This window comes from Vibrio sp. 1CM23M, assembly GCF_023161755.1.
In the GTDB taxonomy this organism is placed as follows: Bacteria; Pseudomonadota; Gammaproteobacteria; order Enterobacterales; family Vibrionaceae; genus Vibrio; species Vibrio coralliirubri.
On sequence record NZ_JALNTR010000002.1, the window covers coordinates 604,972 to 625,766 of the forward strand.

The following is a 20,795-nucleotide window of genomic DNA, read 5'->3' on the forward strand; positions in this document are numbered from 1 at the left end:
TCTCAATTCATTTAGAGAAAAATATCTGATATAGGTTCTTGTGAAATGCAGACAAATCAACTTAAAACAAACTATTACCTTATTGGCGCCGGAGCTTTATTGCTTATTGCTGTCGGTGCATATCAAGTGTGGTCCATGTGGCCATCGTTAGTTATCTCTAGCATCCAATGGCAAAGAGAAGTCAATTCAGAGCTAGCCGACCTACTCTATGAAGCCAAATCTAATCCTTGGGGCGCAGGCAGTTACCTTATCGGATTCAGCTTTATCTACGGCATGCTCCACTCTCTGGGGCCTGGGCACGGCAAGGTTATTGTATCTACCTACTTAGCCACTCACCCAACCAAAGCAAAAGCGAGTTTAGTGCTTACTGTCGTCTCCGCTTTTTTACAAGCACTGGTCGCAATCTTACTAGTCAGCGTGTCGCTGTGGGGCTTTAGTGCTTCCATGCGAGCCGTTAATGACAAAGCGAATATGTTTGTTTCATTAAGCTTTGCCTTAATCGCGGTCGTCGGCGCGCTTATATGTTGGAAGGCTTTGAAAAACATCTACACCACTATGCGTAAGCCTAAACTAAAAGTGAAAGCCATCACCACACTCGCAACAGACACAGCTGCGCCAATGTCAACGCGTTCGCCAATGGCACTTCGTTCATCAATATCAGCCCGTTCTCCAATAATAGGCGCTACTAGCGCAATGCCAGCCGCTGACCACACTCATGCAGATCATTCTCATACCGACTGTGGATGCGGCCACCAACACGTCGCTGATCCAGAAGCCATCAATAAAGCTTCAACATTTCGAGAGTACGCGGGAATCATCGTGACGATTGGCATCAGGCCATGCACCGGAGCAATCATGGTTCTGCTTTTCGCAAACATGGTTGGCCTATATTGGATGGGTGTTGTCAGTGCTTTTGCCATGGCGATTGGTACTGCTTTCACAACCTCGACGATTGCTATAATGACACTAACAGGCAAGAGCTTGGTAAAACGCTATTTGGCAGCAGGTAACAAGAATAACAGTGCTTCACTAAAAGCCGCAGGTCATTATTTACAGCTATTCGGTGGTGTTTTACTTGTCTTAATTGGCTTGTTGCTAATGAGTGGACAAGACAGCGGTATGTCGCCTGTTTTCACTATGTAGCGAACGATGTAATAACAAACCTCAGTTTATTGCGACCTTTACCATTTTTACTAAAAAACACTAGCCCTTATCTCTCAAATCTGAATTAACAGCCACATAATTTCTACTAACCTAACTTTGCACAGCCAGTTAGGTTAGTAGTCAACCATTCAGAACAGCGCGCTCTATGTAGTTCTGTAACAAACCTACATCCAACTTTGATTTTCCTATTCTTAGCTACTCTTTCATAAACTAACTTAGATTGTTCTAACAATATTAGAGCACTACCCCCCTCCTTTTGAAAATAAGGACATAACTTCCGCAATCCAGAAACTGCGATCGCACTCTTCCTATTTTGAAAAAAAATAGAGCAGCAGTTTTATCAATTGAGTAACAAGCCGAAATTATACCCAATAAATTTCACATCAAACTCCAAGCCTTTACCTTACAACTACAGATAGAGCTTTCTTCAACCAAATTCTTGGATAACCTATACTCAAAGGTAAACAAATGAAACTATACATTCCGAGCGCCACGCTCAGTGTTTTGTTACTTTCTCCGAGTTTCGCGAGTGCCGAAGATATACCTGATTCATACGAATTGCGTAATTTTTCGATGCGCTCACAAAGCTCTGGGATAGCCCCACCGCAAGAAGAACTCGGCGTTTATGTTGTGAATTCGGGTCCTGGTCTGGATACCGGTTGTACCTATGCTTCTGGCGGACCTCTACTTATCTCTTTACCTGTTCCTATGGTCGTCAGCCCCAACGTTTTACAAAGTGACGGGAGAATTGCTCCTAGTAAACTGGGCGATATGCAGCAAAAAGGCGTTATCGGTTCTAACGCAAGGATCAGCATGCCGGTCTTCGACATAGACTCCAATGCCAACGTCAGTAATATTGCTCCAGAAATAGATATCGTATCTTTTAACGGAAAGTCTTTAGGTACGCTGCAAGGCGCTGATAACCGTTGGACGGATACTAACCTTCAGTCGATATCAGTGATATCAAGTTCGGCCAAAACAATGAGATTCGCGTCGATATTGATACTGGCAATACGGGAGACAACTGGTGTATGTCTGTCGATTGGGTCTCAATCGAGTTTGATGTTGCCATTCCTGTGATTCTTGCTCATGGCATTGCTGCACAATCAGACACTTGGGATGATGATACGGCTCCAGGCGTGCTTTCTACACTTGATGACTATGGCATTCGTTATACTCGTTTCTCTGCTGACAAAAATGGAACCACAGCGACTAACGCTAATATCTTGAACAACAAAATTCAGGGTTTTCTCGGTGAGTTGAAATCCGACAAAGTTCACGTCATTGCACACAGTAAAGGCGGGCTAGATACCCAAAACCTCAAAGCACTTAGCCCTTCCTTTGAGATAACCTCCCTTTCTACTTTCTCCACACCTCACCTTGGTAGCGTCGCAGCAGATTTGTCGGTGATAAAAATGGACCACTACGCCGATATCTACAGTAACGTCAGTACCGATCCAAATAATTACGCTGGCAAGTACATGCAACTCCCAAATATTCCGTTTGCGGGTCCTAAAATGCCTGGTATCCGTGATCTAACAACGGATACAGCATCAAACGCGATCCAAATGCGTACTCGCGGCAATATTGCAAATACATTTTCTATTGGGGCAAATGCCGATCTCAACCAAGACGGTGTTATTGAGAAAGATCCTGATATCGTTGGCCTATTCCCATGGGGATCGCGTTGGGCAGGCGTTACCGCTTGGCAGGCGCTAAGAAGCTTTAGTTCTGCGGCCTACCTCGATACTCAAACTCAATCGGTCACAATGCCAAGTGTGTATGGACCACAAGCTCATCCAATCACCATAGTCAGTTACCAAGCCATTCAAACAGTACCGCAAGAAAATGATGTTGTTGTGACCTTGGCAAGCGCTAACCCAAGTTATACCAATGCATTGGGTAACGTATTGGCTAACCACTCAACAATGAAAACGGGACAAAACGTTGAACGTTTTCTACAACAAATTATTTCAATGCGCTAAGGAGTGGCCACAATGAAATTCATCAAGCAATTAGTGATGGTGTTCAGTCTTTTCTGTACCTTCATCACACCGGCTATCGCCAGTAATGCAATACCCGTTGGGATGAGTACAAGCACGACACTATCTCAACCAGTGACTAGTAACGATAACGAAGTCACAATGCTATTTACCATCGACAAAGCGGAAGCCCTAAAAGCAGAAATCATCGTGCCGTTGGATGATGCAACCGTATATTTAGTCAAGCCTAACGGACAAGTCGCAACATCATCCAATGATGTGCAAGCGAACATACTTTCAGGTGACACACAAAGTCCGCCGCTACCGGGCAGCTATTTATTTTTGCCTGAAGTAACTAACCCTGAACCTGGCGAATGGAAGATCGTCGTTGATTTTCCAAACCCAAGTTACAACACAGTAATTATTGCTCAGGTTGCGATCCAATCCCCAATTGCGTTTGGTATGGCGATAGCTGCAAACCAATTTGTGGTCGGTGAACCAGTTCCCGTTTCTGCATTACTGACAAACAAAGGGAATCCAATCACAGGAGCCCAAACCAGCGCAGTGATCATTGATGAAGCTGGAATAAAAACACGCCTGACGCTTAAAGATGAGGGTGTCAATTTCGATGCTATTGCTAAAGATGGTGTCTACAGCAATATTTTCGTTCCACCCGCTGAAGGGGATTATCTAATTGAAGGCATAACGTCTTTTGAAGAATATGGAACAACTATCACTCGCCAGACAAGTAAAAAAATCCACGTACTACCCTCTGACATTGAATTTGTCAGCCTCTCACTCGCTCCACTGTTTTCCTCTGAAGGCTGTGTTATTGCCTTAGAGCAGCGCTTGGAACTTGATGTTAAATCCGCGGGGGATTTTGCCATTCATGGTTACCTCACCGATGGAATTGACGAGCTGAACACAAGCAAACGTCTGCAACTCAAACCTGCGAAGCAAATCGTCACTCTACAGTACTCAACTGAAGATATTTTTGGCGCGTTTGATTCAGCGTCTACTTTGACCTCCAACCCGACGATCATCTACGCAATCACTCAAGATGACATACGAATTTCAGCCCCTCGAATTCAGTTTGAAGAATTTATTGATTTAGCATCTTTTGAGCGTTGCCGCGAACCGATTGAAGTCACGGGGAGTTTAGTCACCACACCGACTATGTCGCAAGATGGAACCTACATTGATTCGCTGAGTTTTGAGTTTCCTATCCATGTTACGCGCAGTGGAACTTACACAGGTTCGGTAAATATCGTTGGTACAGCCGGAGAGTATTTAGAGCTAGTGAGTTTCCAAGAACCGCTTGAGGCTGGCGAAAACACCATCAAGTTTACCGTTCCTGGTGACACGTTTAAGCAAGCCGATGGTCCTTATGAACTGAACGCACTGCTAATCTACAGTGGCGTTGACTCCTATCGACAAGGAGTTCTCGGTCAAACTCCACCATACCAAGCCTCTGATTTCAGTCCGCCAGTGAATGTGACCCTCCCCTCTAGCCTATTCGGTTTGGAAAGAGAAAACTGGCAAGCAACCCCGGCAACACAAGTCACGCAACATCGTGTCGGTGGTTACTTAAGAGCGGGGACTTCAATCCCATACGACTACGAAACACTAGCGAGTTTTGACTTAAGTGAGGTTCGAGGGAAAATTAAACAGGCAACGCTTATTGTTGATTTCGGAGATTCAACTCTTCAATTTCCATTCAACAATGTAACTGCGCATATCGTTAATCAAACTTGGTCTCCAAACACACTGGATTACGACACGTTCTGTGAGTCTTTTACAATATGTGCAGCATGGAGTAATCCACTCACTACATTCAACAACGTAGAAGCAGGTCAAACGCTTAGGTTTACCAACTCTAAACTATTAGAAGCATTAAATGAGAAGAGAGTGTCTGGGTTGTACAAACTAGATATTGCTCTTACCTCTTCTCCCTATGAAAGAAGTTTCTTCATTAACGTCAAGCAGGTGTCATTATTCATCGAGTACTGATCCTAAAACTGAAATAGAATAAGGCCATGCCCAAGGTATCGCTTTGGGCATGGCCTCTCAGAGTGAACAGTGATGAACTTTGCAAGCTTCATATGTTTATTCTGTTAGAGCAGACTATGCCAGCCCCTCAACAGTAGTGATAAAGCACGCTAATCACTATAGACTCCATCAACCAACAAAATGAGATCGAAGTTTTATCCAAAAAGGCCAGTAGTCCCAACAACCGGGTGACTCCACAGATCTATCCATCCCATCACCAAATTTTTAGGTGACTTTAAAGATGCCCCTACACTAGTCTGATAGCTAAAGTTAGAATAGACCCGTTAAGTATCATCGATTTACAAAACAGAGCCAAAATATCTAAATAAAAACAGTGAGAAGCGATACAATAATCAAGTTGCAAAATTGCAGCGTGGGACACCTGCCCACTGACAGCCCACTGACAGCCCATTCACAGAGAACCATAAAGTAGCCTCACATGTCTAAAGAACCCGGTTTCACTACAGAATACAAACTCGACAAGACGTTTTTCGCGGAGTGTTATGATCAAACTAGCCTTCCGGCTCAATTTCCAAAAGCCTACTTAAAAGGAATACTGTTTCTTATTTTTGGTGTGGTTCTACTGGAGTTTGAACTATTACCTAACGGCTATGTTGGCTGGTTCTTTATCGTTTTGAGTGTGATTGAAGCATTCAGTGTGTACTGCAAAAGAACCTGGTGGTTATGGCGACAAAAGATCAGCTCAGGCGCAGGCAGCAAAATAGTCTTTCAAGGTGATGCTAACGGAGTGAGTTACAAAAACCACAAAGCGACCAACACCATCGCGTGGAGTGACATCGACCAACTAGAGCAGACCAATCTTGGTTTTATCCTGCATATCGGTAAACAGCGCCAATATGTGAGTAAATCTTGTTTAAGCGAAGAAGCCATTGCCTTCATGATTGAACACCACGCCGCATCAAAAGCGAAATAACACCAATAAATGCCTGCTGATTTAGCAGGCATTTTTCTATCACTTTTAATTCTACGTATCGAATTACCGGACAATAACAATGAATACCGTGTACCAAATCAGTGATTGCCACCTTTCCGATGAATCCAGCTATGAGAACCTGCGCAGAGCACTGGAATACGTCAACAAAGACACGGCATGCAAGACCATCTTTCTGACTGGTGATATTTGTTGTAACCCAAAGTCTGGCGACTACGTTCGATTAGAGGCATTCATTAGGCAACACATTAGCGACCAATCCATTTACGTGATTGCGGGTAATCATGATGACTCTCGCTTAATGCGCACAGAGCTAAAAGGCTCGACGATTTATGTCACCGACAAAGCCACCATCGGTGAACGAGAGTTTGTGTTCCTAGACTCAAGCTTCAAGCCGCTAGACAGCCGCCACCCACTTGGTTCAGGGCGTATTGATAACCGCGGCATGGCTCAGCTAAAACAACAATTGAGAAAGGCCAATGATCCTATCGTGGTTGTTCACCACCCTGTCATTCCAGTCGGTGCAGATTGGATGAAAGCGATCCGCCTAGAGAACGATACTGATGTGATGAAAGTGCTTCGAAAATATCGCGTTCGTGACGTGTTCTGCGGTCATGGCCATGATGGAATAACAGCGACACAGCAAGGCATAACTCAATATATGGCCCCGTCGACAGCCTATGGCTTTGACCACTCGATCAATGAATACAATCGCAGCGAGAAGATAGGATTAAGTCGAATCTCGTTCTGTACTGATTCCATCGGCTACCAAGCTATCTACCTTTGAGGATGCTAGCTTTAAGATTGCTAGCTTTAACCTTGCTGCGCTGCTAACTTAAAACTCCGCGAACTTGGTGCTCCGCTACAAGTATTCTTTTACTTCTTTGAGTTTACCTTTCAACTTGTCTTTTTTGCTTAGCGCTTTGTCGAACTCATCTTTTGATGTATTGAGATAACTCACACCATCTTTAATTTGAGCTAAATAAGCCACGTAGATAGTGTCCATCGTGACGAATTCAATACCCGATTTAGTGATGTATTTGCGGGCAAACTTTCTGGTTTTTTCGTAAGACTTGTAAATCTTACCTGCAAGTTCACTACCTGGTGCATAGGTCGCAAACTTATCGGGCTCTTTCTTAAACTTATATTTGAGCTTTCTCATGTGCTTTTTCATGAGCGAACGTTTCTTATAAGCTGGCAGATCCAACACGCCAATGAGCACCTCTTCTTTAGAGCTGACTAAAGGATGTAAAATCCACATCATCGCGACAACTGGTATATCTTGGATGCTCTTGTTGAAAAACGTACAGCAAGCTAGGCCAGTAATAGTGCTCTTGTTCAGATACATTCTCAGGCATTCTTTTTGGAAAGCTTTGTATCGGGCAATAGTAATCTTTCTGTAAATGTAATTAACGCACCACTGACAAATTGATTTCGCCGCTCTTGCTATGGCTGTCGCAGGTGAGGCAGTACCCAAAGAAACGATATTGACCACTAACGTTGCGGAATTAAAAGAAAACTCCAATAACCCGTCCTCTAAGGCAGTCGCTTTGATTTTTCTTCTCACCACTCTCAGCGTCATCTGCCCTTGGCTATCCGCTACCGATATCACTTTGGTCGCTTTCTTATAGAGGGAAACGCCCTTCACGCCTTTATATGCGCCTTGAACTATCCCTTTGGTGTCTTTAATGAAAGGAGCAAATTCTTCCCAAACATCGCTCACTAAGTCAAAAATCAAAGGTTTCATCTCGGTAAATAGGTTTGAAGGTAATAACTCCAATCCAGGAACGCCTTGAACCGTCCTGTTTACCTGAGCGAAGATCTCATTTGATGTGTCACCTACCGCTTGCCCATTATCGCTATCATTCGACTTTGAGAGGTCCTTCACCTCATTCGTTATTTTTCTGACTTTGTTCAGCACCTTTCTATTTTTTCTGATTTGCTCAGGTGTTTTTACTGTGTCATCGATACTTACTTCACTAAAAAACCTAAGAAAGAAAAGTTGTTTGTCGTCTATCGGGTCACCTGTTATTTCCAAAGAATTGTTCAAATTATCTGGCATGATTCACTGTCCTTGTTCATCCATTTAAGATCATTTAGCTAGTTGATTGTGTCCACATAGAAGAGGCTGAAATGAAGGATTGTAAAAAGCGAAAAGAGCCTCGAAACTTATTGGCGGACTCTTTATCTTTACCTCTCGGGTGCTCAATAATTGCCCACCATATTGTTCGATATCCGTCTTTTCTGTGACTAAAAAGTTTGAGCTATAAAATCAAATGTAGCTTCTGTTTGAGCATAGAGCCAACTGACTCAGGTAGGAAAAGCTAGGAAGGTGTGGTGAGTCGAATTTCACCTAAAGGTTTGTTGTGCTTTAATTTATCAATCTGTGATTGAAGACAACGCGGAAACAGATTTGGCGTTACACTCATTAAGTTCAAACAAATAACGAGGGTCTATGACGTTTTCTCCTGCCATTTTGCGTAAAGTCTGGTACTCCCCTTCTATTAACCTTGGGCTTCGCGCCACCAGTGCCATTGTGCTGTTTCTCGGTTTAGGGGTGCTGTCGAATCAAACCACTATCGCCATGACCGCGCTGATGACTATGCCAGCCGCTCTGATTAGTGGCCTCGACGCCGCCGGGCCAAGGAGATGGACACGTTTTACGATCACCGCAACCGCTTGGGGCATGACTCTGGCCGTCAGTTACGCTCTGCTGAAAAGCGGACTGCCTTTATGGGTGACTTATGGTGCAATGGGTGCGTTGCTAGCCAGTGCGGCGGTAAACGGTCCATTCTGGGCGAGGCTTGGTATGTCTAGCCTCCTGATTGCTGTCGTCAGTCTGTCGCTTCATAACTCCAACACGGCGTTAAGCTTGTACCCGATGCTGGTACTTGGCCCCCTTACTTTTTCTCTGTTTAGCTGGCTTTGGTTTGCGTTATGGAAGCACTATGCGTTACGTGTGTGCTTAGCAGCAATTTACGAGGCATTGGCAGACTACATTCAATATCGCCAAGAGTTCTTGTTAGGTGGGGAAAATGAAGCGTCAAAAAGACGTATCAAGTATCAGCTAATCGAACTGTTCCAACAGGCTCTTCAGTCTGAGTCATTCCGCTCTAAACATGACGATGCTAACAAGCTTCGGGAAGCACTATTCCTCGCTATCGATACATTTGAAGTCGTAATAAGCAGCCACACCAGCAATCCAGATCTGTTAAAACAATTTCAATCCAATAAACACAACCGTGACTTACTGCTAGTTTGGAGCCAACATTGCCAGCAAAGGTTAAAACATAAAGCCAAGCAACTTCTGCACAACACCAATGAAGACATACAGCACTTGAGCTTGTTAGAACAAGAAGCTGATGACTTGATTGAGGCGGTGAAGCTAGAAGATCAGCCTCGCTTCCGTTATTGGGCATTCGCCGTAAAACACATCTCACGTCGTATTGAATTGAGTGAACCCGCGTATGAACGGTCATTTGAAGTACAACCGTTCGAATTATCATTTCGCCTACCCAAACGAGATAACCCTATTTGGCGCCACGTTGCCCGAGTCGGTTTGATGTTTTCCCTTGGTGCCGGCATCGCAGAATACTATGAATTAATTCGCCCTGACTGGGTGCTGATTTCAATGCTGATGGTGATACAGCCTAGCTTTTTGGCAACACGCAGTAAAACTTGGAAACGCTGCTTAGGTACTGCTGCTGGTGTGTTGTTCGCGACATCTTTGATTCAACTCGGTGTATCAGCCACCACAATGATAGTGCTGATCGCGATACTCTTACCCGTTGCCATGCTTAATATTATGCGCCACTACTCACTGGCTATTGGTTGTATTACCGCGCTATTGATTTTGGTTTACCAAACCATGGCACACCAAGGGCTCGATTTCGCCGCGCCACGTTTGATCGATAATGTCATTGGCGGCGCGATAGTTCTATTAGGCTATGGTTTGCTATGGCCTCAATGGCGAGGCAGAGAGATACATAATCAAGCGCTAAAAGCACTGAACCGTTCGAAAAGCTTGTTCCTGTATTGCTATGAACAACTTCAAATCGATGTAGAACAACATGACCACGTTGAACTAACCAAGCAACGTGCCGCCATGCTAACCGCTGAAAGCGACCTTGAGCTGATTTACAATGAGATGCAGCAAGAACCAAAACACACTCGCGCCGACCCTCACTATTATGAAGATATGCTGAGTCACTATCGATTGTTAAGCCATTACCTCTGCTTGCTGATTCCACTTGTAAGAAAAGGCACCCAATACCAAGGCTCGCAACAAGTCGAAAGTTTGATTCATGATGCGATGGATGCGTTGATCAATACCATTCGTGATAACCGCGTCCATGAGCTGCCCGCGCTCACCAATCAAACTGACGCCGACCACCCAATGTCTGCAGCTGGGCAACGTTCAGTAGAAGAAATCATCTGGTTAGCACTGATGACAGTAAAACAAATGCACGATTTAGTTCGGCGCAATCTCGAAAACGAAGAGCTCGAAAACTGAAAGTTTGAAAACGAATGATCTAGGCATCAAAACACAGACCTATGGATGATGACTCATAAAGATTTAGAAGATTCAGCCAGAATAAAAGCATTTTTTAATTTTATGAAAGGCGCAATCAAATCAGACCATAATCGGTTGGCCGGATTTGATTATTAGCGAACGAGTGCCGGCTCTTCACCATTAGGCTTACGAACAAAATGACACAAAGCCCACAGTACAAACAAAGTCACAGCCAGCTCCCAAGCGCGTAGGAAGGTACTTTCCAACCCTAAATTGCTACTGGTCATGTACAACTGAATAGGCAGCATGGTCGCTAATAACGCATCGGCATGAACGTCTCTGGCTGAACCTTTCGCTTTGGCCATTGATGCGGTGATCATAAAGGCAAAGAAACCCAACACTATGGTGTAGTAACCGAATGTAGACTGATGTCCTGCCATCAACAAAGTGAACACCACGGCTACTGCACAGCCGCCTACTTGAGTTTGAAAACGGCGGTCAACCACGTCAATAAAGCTGTTGTGCGTGGTTTGGGTTGCAGCAGCAATCACTGGCACCATGCAGAACGTTGCTGAGATGATGTCAACGATCATCAAGAATGCCAAACCGAGACCAATCAAAGCGAGTGAAATTGCTCTGCTCTCAAATGTGACTGCCTGGTCTTTAAATATAGGAGGCTTGCTTCCTTGCTCAACAGGGAACAGAGCCACCATGGTTTTTGCTACTACCATGGTAATCAACATGGATACCAAAATTTCATGAATGCGCATCGGCATATCCATGGTGGTGTGCTGAGCAAACACCACAATCAAAATCCAGTTGAAGGTTGGCATCAACATTTTACCTTTCTTCGCTGGCGTAGTGGCTCGACGACGCATAAAGTCGAAGAAGAACAGACTAATGGTCCACACCACAAACGGATGCTGTGAAAATACCTCAGTCACCACCAACGCTGTACTTGCTGCCAATAAAGTGGGTGCCAAGGTACGGATCAAGCCAAGCCAAGAGTAATCTTTGTTCTTGGTCATAATGATGGTTGGATACAACGCCAGATAAACGGGAGAGTCTAGGTTTAGTAGCTTTCCCAACACCATACAAATCGTCACAGTAAGTGCGACACGCAGCGCTTCATTACGTTGAGAATGACCCTGTGCAGTGTTTTCGAATGTCCACATCGTCATCTCCTACTAGTAGATGTAGCGAAATGTTGAAACCAAGTGAATCCAAGCAGAGCCAATAACGTGCATTATTGGATTACCGCTTTCAACAATCACACTCGCGCGTGAACCTGAGATCATCGAAGGATCCAATTCATTAACGGTAATGCGGGTACGTACTTTCTGTTGCTCACGGATCCAACGCGTATCATTGGTCACACTAGACAGTTTGCCATTGGCGTTATTGGTGTCGTAAATCGCACGCTCTTGGCTACTCACTTCACCCGTAAAGACTTTGCCCGGTAGCGCATCAAAAGAGACCAAAACTTCGCGGCCATTAGTTAGCTTATCAATGCCTTTCTCATTGAAGTCTGCACTGATCCACGCATGAGCTTCATCCACCAGCAGTAATGATGAAGTACCTTGAGTGATATAACTGCCCGATTGCAATTGTAAGTTGGTCACGACACCTTCCGTTTGCGCGACGACTTGAGTGTGGTCTAAATCCAGTTCCGCACTGGCGAGTTTTGCTTCTGCCAATTCAATGGCCGCTGTGCGGTCTTGGGTCGATAACTCAACTTCAATGCGTTTCACTTCCGCGTTCGCAGCTTCAACCGCACTACTCGCAACTTGTGTATTGGTGATTGCGTCATCAAGATCTTGTTCCGTCGCGAGCCCTTTGTTACGCAGTTTTTGGTTACGTGCGAGTTTCTGTTTCGCGTTGTGGTATTCGAATTCTCGTTGGCTTTGAGTTTGTTTCGCTGCTGCTAATTGCTGCCATTTAGCTGAATCAGAGTCACGCGCTTGATGCAGTTCAGCTTTCGCTTGTGCCACTTTCAATTGGTAGCTGCTGGCATCGATAGCAAATAATGGCTGACCTTTTTCAACCAACTCGCCATTACTAACCATGACGTCAGTAATTACACCGGACACTTCTGGCGCGATGGTCGCCACGTTGCGATACAAAGTCGCTTGAGTGGTAAAAGGGGAAACATTATCTGAGGTGACTAAAAAAGCGGAGAACAATGCTGCCGCTGAAAAAACAGTGTAAATCGCGTATCTATAAAAATTTTCGTTCATGCTTGTGCCTAGTTTTCATTCATTATGACGCGCCGCGCTCACGGCTTATTCGATTCTCTTTTCTACGAAAACTAGGTTATAACCATTCACAATTGGAAAAAAGAACCAATAAGAGAAGTGTGGATTCCATATTTGGAAAGGTTGATGATTTGTACCGATTTCGCTCAATGGTTGAGCGAAAAGGTCAGATTTGGATGTATTAAAATGTTCGCATTCAGTTCCTCCCCTTGCCTTCCCTACAATCAATAAGAGATTGAAGATGTAAACCGGACCCAGTTACATTCCATTAGATTATTGAATTTGAACTAGCTTCTTATGGTTAAAATGCCGTATGGTACAAACAATCAATTATAAAGACTTACGGCCTTTGCCACAGAGACTCTCCATTTAAACGAAAAGACTGACTATGAATTTTGATATCAATGCACTGAAACACCACCAACTGGTCGAAGATGGTCAACTTGAGGGGTGTTACATTCATCAGCCTGTACAGGGCAGTCTGCCAGACGATAAAGCCGTTTTAGAAGAGCGCCAAGCGCTGGAAAGCCAAGGATATAAGGTGGTTCAGGTTAAAGCGAAAGGCGGAACAACTACGTTTGCCGAAGCTATGCAAGAGCTTGCGAAAAAGACAGGCCACCAGCCTAAATAGTAAGTAACTTGGTAAACCAATATTGTCACTTGGTTCTATATCGAGAAAGCACCCTACCGACTACTGAGTCAGCAGGGTGCTTTTTTATTGACTGCTTTTTACTGACTAATCTTGTTAACTTTCCTTACTGAGCTAAGTTACTGACTCAGCTGACTGAACTTCGGCAAGCTCTTTACAAACCTCTGGTGTACATCCATATAAGTTTGCATATAGATTTCATCGATATTGTCACCACTCGGGAAGCTAGATGAGAAGTCGGCGTGTTTACGGTCAATCGATAACTTGGCTGCCTCGATAATATGAGCAATGAACATGCGGGGATCTTCTAAGCCGATAGAAATACGCATTGTGGTCGGTTTGATGCCTGCTTCATTGAGCGCATCGTCGCTCAGTTCTGAGTGCGTAGTCAGTGCCGGACATAACGCGACCGTGTTGGTTTGCCCAAGGCTCACTTGCATACCGATTGCTGGTTCAAGCATGTCGAAGAACTGTTTGAATCCATCTCTATTAATAGGCGCACGCTCGCCGTTACCTTCCATATCGATTGTGAAAAGAGCCGCTGGTAGCCCCAAGTACATGTTGTTCTGGCAGTGTTCATAGTTATCACTATCTGGCAGAGCTGGACACGACACATTGATGTCTGGGTGAGCATCGAAGATCTTCGCAAGAGTCAGCGTGTTGATGGTTTTCTGCACCACACGCATCTCATAGGTTTTCATGCCATTGAGCACTTCAAACGCTTTGTCTGCATCTAAGAATGCGCCTTTAATGTAATACACATTCCAAAACAGGGTTTCGTTCCATGGGATTGTGGTTTCATTGCCGTTTGGTTTGGTGAACGTTACCTCTTCTCCTTTTGGCACAAACATAGTTTCATTACGACCAATGACTACGCCAGCCGTTGTGGTGCCTGAACCCGCTAGCTCTTTGGTGTAGGAGTGAATCACATAATCTGGTCTTTCCATCACATCATCACGTTTGAGTACAGGATGAAGCAATGGTGTGCCTACTGTTGAGTCGACAATCACATCCCAACCACGAGAGTGACCAGCTTTACTGATACTGGCGACATCTAAAACATATCCATGCGGGTTACACGGTGATTCAAGGTAAACGTAGATTTTCTTACCCGCAGCGAGGCGACCAGCGTATTTGTCAGCAACTTCATCAAGGCGAGTCGCAAACTCATCTCCGGAGTAACCATCCACCCACTCTACCGCGACATTCAGATTCGAAGGTTTTCCAAACCAATCTTCCAACAGTTGGTAGGAACCGCCGTAGATATTGCGCGAGGCCAACACAATGTCTTCATGCCCAAGTAAATGGCTCAACAACCCATCAATGGCCGCCATACCCGAGTTAAAGTTCCATGCGAGGTACTCATTGGCTCTAGAGCCAGCCTCTAGGTCAACCATGTGGTTAGCCAGTGAGATTGAGGTTGGGTTTAGCAGTCGAGAGTAGATATCGTGCAGTGGCTCTTTACCGTTAAACGCATCTTCAATCCATTCTGTACAGGCAAACAAATAGGTCGCGGTTCTTGTAATGACAGGGCTGGCAGAGAAAATAGCAGCCACATTATCGAAGATTGGATACGCACCTTTGGATGCAAAATTACCATTGTTAGTCGCAATGGATTGGTAAGTGGCACGCATCGGGTTTTGTAGATTATCGAGGATCTTAGCGATCTGGAATGACAAAAAGCGTTTGGCGTTAAACCAAGCGATACGGTCACTCTTGTCGAGCTCTGAAAGCCCGTCAACGGTCAAAGCCCAAAGGTCGTGAGTCTTAGTATTGGCTTTGTACAGTGTCGTTGCCAGCTCAATCAGCGTGATGCCGTAATCACTGTTTGGGTCGATACCAAAATGCTTTGCTTGCTCAATGGCAAGGGCTTCTGCTTGTTCGTGTTTGGTGGTTTTACGTAGCGGGCTAAGTTGAGTTGAAGTATTCATAATTCCTAAGTCATTCCATGCTTGTTGTTCCTCCTTTAATTTTAGTTTTGTACCGATGTTAAAAATTGCTATTTGCGAAGTAAGACATACACTTTGAGCAATAATATTGCCAAATAAACTTCAATATTGATGGAATATGCTAATGGATGAGATCGACAAGAAAATACTGGCTGAACTGCAAAACAACGCTCGCCTGACCAATCAAGAGTTGGCCGACCGCGTAGCGTTGTCACCCTCTCCTTGCTTACGCCGAGTTCGAGCACTGGAGAAACAAGGGATCATTCGTGGCTATCACGCTAGCGTAGATCAAGAAGCGTGTGGCTTACCTGTGAATGTGTTTGTGTTGGTGAAACTTGAAAAGCCGACTGAAGAGAACATGCGCGACTTTGAACAGCACATTGAAGTGATTGATGAAGTGTTAGAGTGCTTTCTGATGACAGGCAATCACGACTACCTATTGCATGTAGTGAGCGAGTCACTCAAAAGCTACGAGCAATTTATCCGCAAACAGTTAACCCGCCTGCCCAATATCGCGTCTATAGAATCCAGCTTCGCATTTGGTCAGGTAAAAACTAAGACCAAGTTGCCAGTAAGGTAATTAGAAACGACTTAGTTTAACGGTTCAGAAGGCATTGGATAGTCATCTCCGATTATACAAACAAGCGCGCCACCAAAGGCTTTGTCGTAACGTACTTTTCCGGTCGTATTAGAACTTTCGAGACTCGTATTGCCATCGACAATCTGATTAATTTCTTGTGCCACTTTTGTTGGTACTAACCAGATACAAGCCGCAAGAGAACAAGTTGATGACGACGATTCACAACCTGTCTCGGAGCTTCCTCGTGCCCATTGACTACCCTTTTCCTTAAGCAGTAATTGCGTTGCTATGTAATCTGGGTGATCAATGTACTGATCACCTCCTATCCATGTATCCTCATAAGGTAGGTATGGTCCTTGCCATGTTGATAAGCCCGGATTTTCAATTAAGTGATTGATGTTTAAGTAGCCGAAGTTCGTATCGGTATCGGAAGTAATAGGAGGCAGAGAGCCGTTATCACGAGAATATTGCTCAGCAGCATCCAAAACAGCATTAAGTTGACCGATTAGAAATTTTGCCTCGTCGACACGGGACATACGGTTCCCGAACTGGTTGTAGATAAAAAAAGTGGCAATGAGAATGATCAAACTAAGCGACGCAAGTTTCCACTTTTTCACCTGGCGCAACAATTTCAACATGGCTTTCCTATCTCTCATCTAAAAGTTCTTATAACGTAATGGTTGCTCTAGCCTTGGGAAGTGGCTCTAGCCTTAAAATTGGTCTAGATAAAGCACTGGACTACCAACACAGAAGCCACTAGAAACTAGAAACTAGAAACTAGAAACTACTATACGACTGAGGGAGGCGTTTTTCTTCATCCCAACCCGATAGCTCAATATTGATCAATGATTTGCGCTGCTCATTACACAGTGACGCGATATTGATGATAGGAAGTTGACTGCGAAACTGCGCGGTGAGTATCACCTTTTTACCGTCATGAAGGCCGCTTCGGCATTGCGTCAAAGTCACTTCAGTATCTAGCTGGTGTGCGTTCTCGATAATCTGAATATCAGCGTTTTTTTGATAGTAACTTGTTAGCCAAGAGATAGCCTGATCTTCTATGCTTGTGAGCACGATGACATCTTTTGTGGCCACCAGATCGTTGAGTTCAAGTTGTTTGAGTTCCGTTTCCATAAATACTCTCTTCGTCGAGTCAGTGACCTATCACATTAAAGTCGGTTACCCAGTTTAGCCAGTGCCAAATGGTAGCCTCTGTCTATCATCTCTTGTGAACGATCAAACTCTAAAGTGCCACAAGCATTGCGTGGGAGTTCGAGCGTAATATCGGCGGGATAAGCGGCCAGTTTTTGGCGAGCAATGGTCGATTGCATTGCATCAAACGCTTGGTTAGCAATGTCGTAGGCCGCAAAATTGAAGCTCATTTTACTTTTTACACTGCTGCCTAGATTATCGATAAAATGAACAACCTTCTCGTGCAAGTTACTCTCTTTCGTTGGCAGGCAAACAGGTATCACTTCCTGTTGAAGCATTTCAGGTTCACCCCCTAAGTTCACCGCCAGTGTAAAGTCTGTGTTGTCTCCGAAGGTAGGCGCAATCGGTACGGGATTGAGCACTCCGCCATCAATGAGTTCTTCGCCATTGACGACATGAGGAGTAAAGAAAAGTGGCAAAGAGATAGAGGCACGAATGGCATCAAACAGAGAACCTGATTGCAGCCAAACCTCTTTTTCATCGGCAACGTTAGCGGCAACGGCGGTATAAGGGATAGGCAGATCTTCAATTGAAATTTCGCCGATAAGTCCACGCAGTGTGTCGATGATCTTGTCGCCTTTGAACATACCACTCGACTGCCATGAAAAGTCCAACAACATCGCCATGTCCCCTTGGTCGATACTGGTGACCCACTCTTCAAATTCATCCAACTTGCCCGCAGCGTAAACACCACCGATAAGTGCGCCAATTGAACAGCCAGAGATGGATTTGATCTGATAGCCATGCTCAATTAACCAACGGATCACTCCAACGTGAACCAAGCCTCTTGCGCCACCACTACCGAGTACCAATGAGATCGTTTTTGCCATCGTATCAATCCTTTAATTCATTAGCTCTTCAAAGCTTTAGGCAAAAATTATATCACCTCGTATAACTGTACGCAGTGTAATGCTTTGAAAAGGCTTAAAGTCGCTGGTGAACATCTTCATTTTGGGATAGTAAAAATTATCTTGTAGCGTATACCTTGGTCTCAGACGACTGAACAACGTTGAAGGGTGTTTCACCATCCACCCTCCAAAACGTCAGAAAGCACTCATCGGTGGACGTTATCTGGCGCTTTAGTACTAAGCATTTCTTGTTAGATATTCGTTTATTACCAAAAAAGCTCATCACCTACAAATAAACAGACACATACTATCTACCGAGTCTAATACTAGTCGGCTTGCTCTACGACTAATGTCTAACCGACTGAGTCTATTTGTTTTTTTTGGTTTGGTATAAGGTACTAACAACTAAATGTTAATGAATCTTTAATTATAAGTTGACGCATTGTTTGCACTTCTGCGTGAGTAAACAACGTTTGTTGGAATAACACACCTCAGAGTGTGAACGAAAGGAATCAAAATGAGCACTACTTTAGAGTCCGCACATATACAAACAGAGAAGCCTCAAGCCAATGAGGATGAACTCAGCTATGAACAACAACATAAGCCAAGCTCAGAGTTTGAATCCCGAGAACAGTATCTAGAGCACGAATTGCAAATCATGTCGCCTAAGCGCTGGCGTCCAAATTTGCCGTTTAAAGACTATCGATTTGAGATAGAAGACACCATCCCAGCGATGGCCGCGACCATTGGCAAAGTGGTTATGGTGGGCGCTATTGCAGCCACCTTTGCTGGAGCTCTAGGGTTAAATGAAGATTTTGTTCTAGAAAACGTCCGTTACGAACTCCTCATCGCCTCTGTTTTCATCATCCTTTTCTCTGGTTTTCTATTGCCGACTGCAAACCTCGCAGGGACACACGGCCCACTTATCCCGTTGATTCCGATTGTAGTTGCAGCAGGTGGCCATCCTATGGCGTTTGGCCTGTTGATTGGCGCTTTTGGCTTACTCTTAGCCATCAGTAAAGGTGGCAGTATGTTAGCCAACCTCACCAGTAAAGGCGTTTGTGGTGGCTTGCTACTCTACCTTGGCTTTGTAGGAACCGCTTCTCAGGTAAAAAAACTGTTCGCTTGGGCTGAAGGCATCGGCATGAGCCACATCGCTTTTGTCGTGATCTTCTGCACCATTATTCTGTACGCGCTATTGGAACACTTCCGTAAGCGTTGGTTAGCTGTGCCTCTTAGCTGCTTGCTGGGTGGTACGATTGCATTTGCCATGGGTGCGCCATTCGCTTTCCACACTGAGCCAGGCTTACCTAACATGAACCCTATGTATTGGTGGGGAGAAGATACAGGTTGGATGCTAGGTCTACCGACGATTGAACACTTCATGGTGGTATTGCCGTTTGCAATTTTGGCTGTCGCTATGTGGTCTCCAGATTTCTTAGGGCATCAAGTATTCCAAAAGATCAGCTACCCAGAACGTACCGAAAAAGTACACATGAACATTGACGACACCATGACTACAGCGTCTATTCGTCAAACGTTTGGTTCTCTGCTTGGTGGTACTAACTTCACGTCTTCATGGGGTACTTACATCGTACCAGCAGCGATTGCTAAACGTCCTATTCCTGCGGGCGCGTTACTCACGGCTTTGTTCTGTATTATCGCCGCAGTTTGGGGTTACCCGATGGATTTAGCTATCTGGCAACCTGTACTATGTGTTGCGCTAATTGTTGGGGTATTTGTGCCACTGCTAGAAGCGGGAATGGAAATGACGCGTGAAGGAAAAACCACACAGTCGGCAGCGATTGTTGTATTTTCTTCAGCGCTCGTTAACCCTGCATTTGGTTGGGCTCTCACCATGCTGTTGGACAACTTAGGCTTAGTTGGTTGTAAAGAACGTAGTAGCGAACTGAGCAAGATGAGCCGTTGGGTATTGCCAGGCATTATGTTTATTGTGCTAACAAGTGTCATGGCGTTGGTTGGCCTTCTGCCAGGGATTCCAGCGATTATCCCAAGCTTTCGTTAAGCTAGATAATCGTTAACTTCAATAGAAATACAAAGGCCTCATACATGCGAGGCCTTAGTTTTTCTATCAAGGGTTAATAGCCTTACTTCACTGGCTTTAATTTATTCGGGTAATGAAGGTTTGTTCGTCATCGACAAAAGCCACGTAGTCGCCGTGATAGATGAAAACGCGCCCACGCCCTTCAACGATACACGCAAGCTGCGGGTTCAAATCTTCTTCAAGATCTTTGCATTGGTACGTGCCAGTATCAGTGATGACGCCACGGAGTGTCGGTAAAAACCCACAGCTGCGCTTAGCTTGATCAATCAGGCTTAATTCACTGCTAATAGAGAAGTAAGACGGGATAGGACCAGCATCTTCGATAAACATCGGTTTCAGTTCTTCAAAAGCTGTAATCACCAGCCAGTCGATGCCGTTCACATGATGGATAAACATTGTTTATAAATACCTAGATTCTCGATAGTTCTGATGCGGGGATTCTATCACTATCAAGTGTAGAGCGTGGGAGAAATTGAGTTTCACTAGGAACACAAGAAGGCCCCGCAATCGCGAGGCTTTCGTTTTTCTATCGAACCGTTACCGTTATCCTTTAACAACGACAGCACCCTACTTCACT

Annotated in this window: 18 protein-coding genes; 10 read left to right on the top strand and 8 right to left on the bottom strand. The window is 44.7% G+C overall.

Going from position 1 to position 20,795, the window contains the following annotated elements:
• Positions 1-45 precede the first annotated feature (45 nt).
• The 6 genes from MSG35_RS08110 to MSG35_RS08135 all read left to right on the top strand — a co-directional run bounded on the left by MSG35_RS08110 (position 46) and on the right by MSG35_RS08135 (position 6,934).
• Positions 46-1,143: a nickel/cobalt transporter gene (locus MSG35_RS08110; protein WP_248383641.1), complete on the top strand. Its 1,098-nt coding sequence runs from the start codon at positions 46-48 to the stop codon at positions 1,141-1,143.
• Positions 1,144-1,632: 489 nt separating this feature from the next.
• A complete protein-coding gene (locus tag MSG35_RS08115; RefSeq protein ID WP_248383642.1) occupies positions 1,633-2,244 on the top strand; it encodes a hypothetical protein in 612 nt (203 codons plus the stop codon).
• A complete protein-coding gene (locus tag MSG35_RS08120) occupies positions 2,196-3,149 on the top strand; it encodes an alpha/beta hydrolase (RefSeq protein WP_248383643.1) in 954 nt (317 codons plus the stop codon). Before MSG35_RS08115 ends, MSG35_RS08120 begins: the two co-directional genes overlap by 49 nt.
• A gap of 12 nt (positions 3,150-3,161) precedes the next feature.
• Positions 3,162-5,156 (top strand): choice-of-anchor X domain-containing protein, encoded by a 1,995-nt coding sequence (locus MSG35_RS08125; RefSeq protein WP_248383644.1) that lies wholly within the window; start codon positions 3,162-3,164, stop codon positions 5,154-5,156.
• 478 nt (positions 5,157-5,634) lie between these two features.
• A complete protein-coding gene (locus tag MSG35_RS08130; protein WP_248383645.1) occupies positions 5,635-6,129 on the top strand; it encodes a YcxB family protein in 495 nt (164 codons plus the stop codon).
• A 79-nt stretch (positions 6,130-6,208) separates the two neighbouring features.
• The gene (locus tag MSG35_RS08135) at positions 6,209-6,934 is read left to right on the top strand and encodes a metallophosphoesterase (RefSeq protein ID WP_248383646.1); all 726 of its coding nucleotides are present in this window, start codon (positions 6,209-6,211) and stop codon (positions 6,932-6,934) included.
• A 75-nt stretch (positions 6,935-7,009) separates the two neighbouring features.
• On the opposite strand, the gene MSG35_RS08140 is transcribed toward MSG35_RS08135, so the two are convergent.
• Positions 7,010-8,209, bottom strand: a complete 1,200-nt coding sequence (locus MSG35_RS08140) for a hypothetical protein (protein ID WP_248383647.1) — start codon at positions 8,207-8,209, stop codon at positions 7,010-7,012.
• A 393-nt stretch (positions 8,210-8,602) separates the two neighbouring features.
• On the opposite strand from MSG35_RS08140, the gene MSG35_RS08145 reads away from it, so the two are divergent.
• Complete coding sequence (locus MSG35_RS08145) at positions 8,603-10,660, top strand: FUSC family protein (RefSeq protein WP_248383648.1); 2,058 nt, start codon at positions 8,603-8,605, stop codon at positions 10,658-10,660.
• 152 nt (positions 10,661-10,812) lie between these two features.
• On the opposite strand, the gene MSG35_RS08150 is transcribed toward MSG35_RS08145, so the two are convergent.
• On the bottom strand, positions 10,813-11,835 hold the full coding sequence (locus MSG35_RS08150; protein WP_248383649.1) for a DUF2955 domain-containing protein: 1,023 nt from the start codon (positions 11,833-11,835) through the stop codon (positions 10,813-10,815).
• Positions 11,836-11,847: 12 nt separating this feature from the next.
• Positions 11,848-12,897, bottom strand: a complete 1,050-nt coding sequence (locus MSG35_RS08155; protein ID WP_050650111.1) for an HlyD family secretion protein — start codon at positions 12,895-12,897, stop codon at positions 11,848-11,850.
• 406 nt (positions 12,898-13,303) lie between these two features.
• On the opposite strand from MSG35_RS08155, the gene MSG35_RS08160 reads away from it, so the two are divergent.
• Entirely contained in the window at positions 13,304-13,546 is a 243-nt protein-coding gene (locus MSG35_RS08160; protein WP_193840111.1) for a hypothetical protein, read from the top strand.
• A gap of 137 nt (positions 13,547-13,683) precedes the next feature.
• Here MSG35_RS08160 and MSG35_RS08165 read toward each other — a convergent pair whose 3' ends face one another.
• The gene (locus MSG35_RS08165) at positions 13,684-15,495 is read right to left on the bottom strand and encodes a PLP-dependent transferase (protein ID WP_248383650.1); all 1,812 of its coding nucleotides are present in this window, start codon (positions 15,493-15,495) and stop codon (positions 13,684-13,686) included.
• A 142-nt stretch (positions 15,496-15,637) separates the two neighbouring features.
• Between MSG35_RS08165 and MSG35_RS08170 the strand changes: the two genes are divergently transcribed.
• Positions 15,638-16,093 (top strand): Lrp/AsnC family transcriptional regulator, encoded by a 456-nt coding sequence (locus tag MSG35_RS08170; protein ID WP_050634531.1) that lies wholly within the window; start codon positions 15,638-15,640, stop codon positions 16,091-16,093.
• 11 nt (positions 16,094-16,104) lie between these two features.
• Here the strand turns inward: MSG35_RS08170 and MSG35_RS08175 are convergent, their stop codons facing one another.
• The 3 genes from MSG35_RS08175 to MSG35_RS08185 all read right to left on the bottom strand — a co-directional run bounded on the left by MSG35_RS08175 (position 16,105) and on the right by MSG35_RS08185 (position 18,135).
• A complete protein-coding gene (locus MSG35_RS08175) occupies positions 16,105-16,731 on the bottom strand; it encodes a type II secretion system protein (RefSeq protein ID WP_172380260.1) in 627 nt (208 codons plus the stop codon).
• A gap of 139 nt (positions 16,732-16,870) precedes the next feature.
• Positions 16,871-17,227, bottom strand: a complete 357-nt coding sequence (locus tag MSG35_RS08180) for a hypothetical protein (protein WP_050634533.1) — start codon at positions 17,225-17,227, stop codon at positions 16,871-16,873.
• Between the two features lie 35 nt (positions 17,228-17,262).
• A complete protein-coding gene (locus MSG35_RS08185) occupies positions 17,263-18,135 on the bottom strand; it encodes a patatin-like phospholipase family protein (protein ID WP_248383651.1) in 873 nt (290 codons plus the stop codon).
• Between the two features lie 535 nt (positions 18,136-18,670).
• Between MSG35_RS08185 and MSG35_RS08190 the strand changes: the two genes are divergently transcribed.
• Positions 18,671-20,179 (top strand): DUF3360 domain-containing protein, encoded by a 1,509-nt coding sequence (locus tag MSG35_RS08190; RefSeq protein WP_248383652.1) that lies wholly within the window; start codon positions 18,671-18,673, stop codon positions 20,177-20,179.
• Between the two features lie 96 nt (positions 20,180-20,275).
• On the opposite strand, the gene MSG35_RS08195 is transcribed toward MSG35_RS08190, so the two are convergent.
• Positions 20,276-20,614, bottom strand: a complete 339-nt coding sequence (locus tag MSG35_RS08195; RefSeq protein ID WP_248383653.1) for a cytosolic protein — start codon at positions 20,612-20,614, stop codon at positions 20,276-20,278.
• Positions 20,615-20,795: the final 181 nt, after the last annotated feature.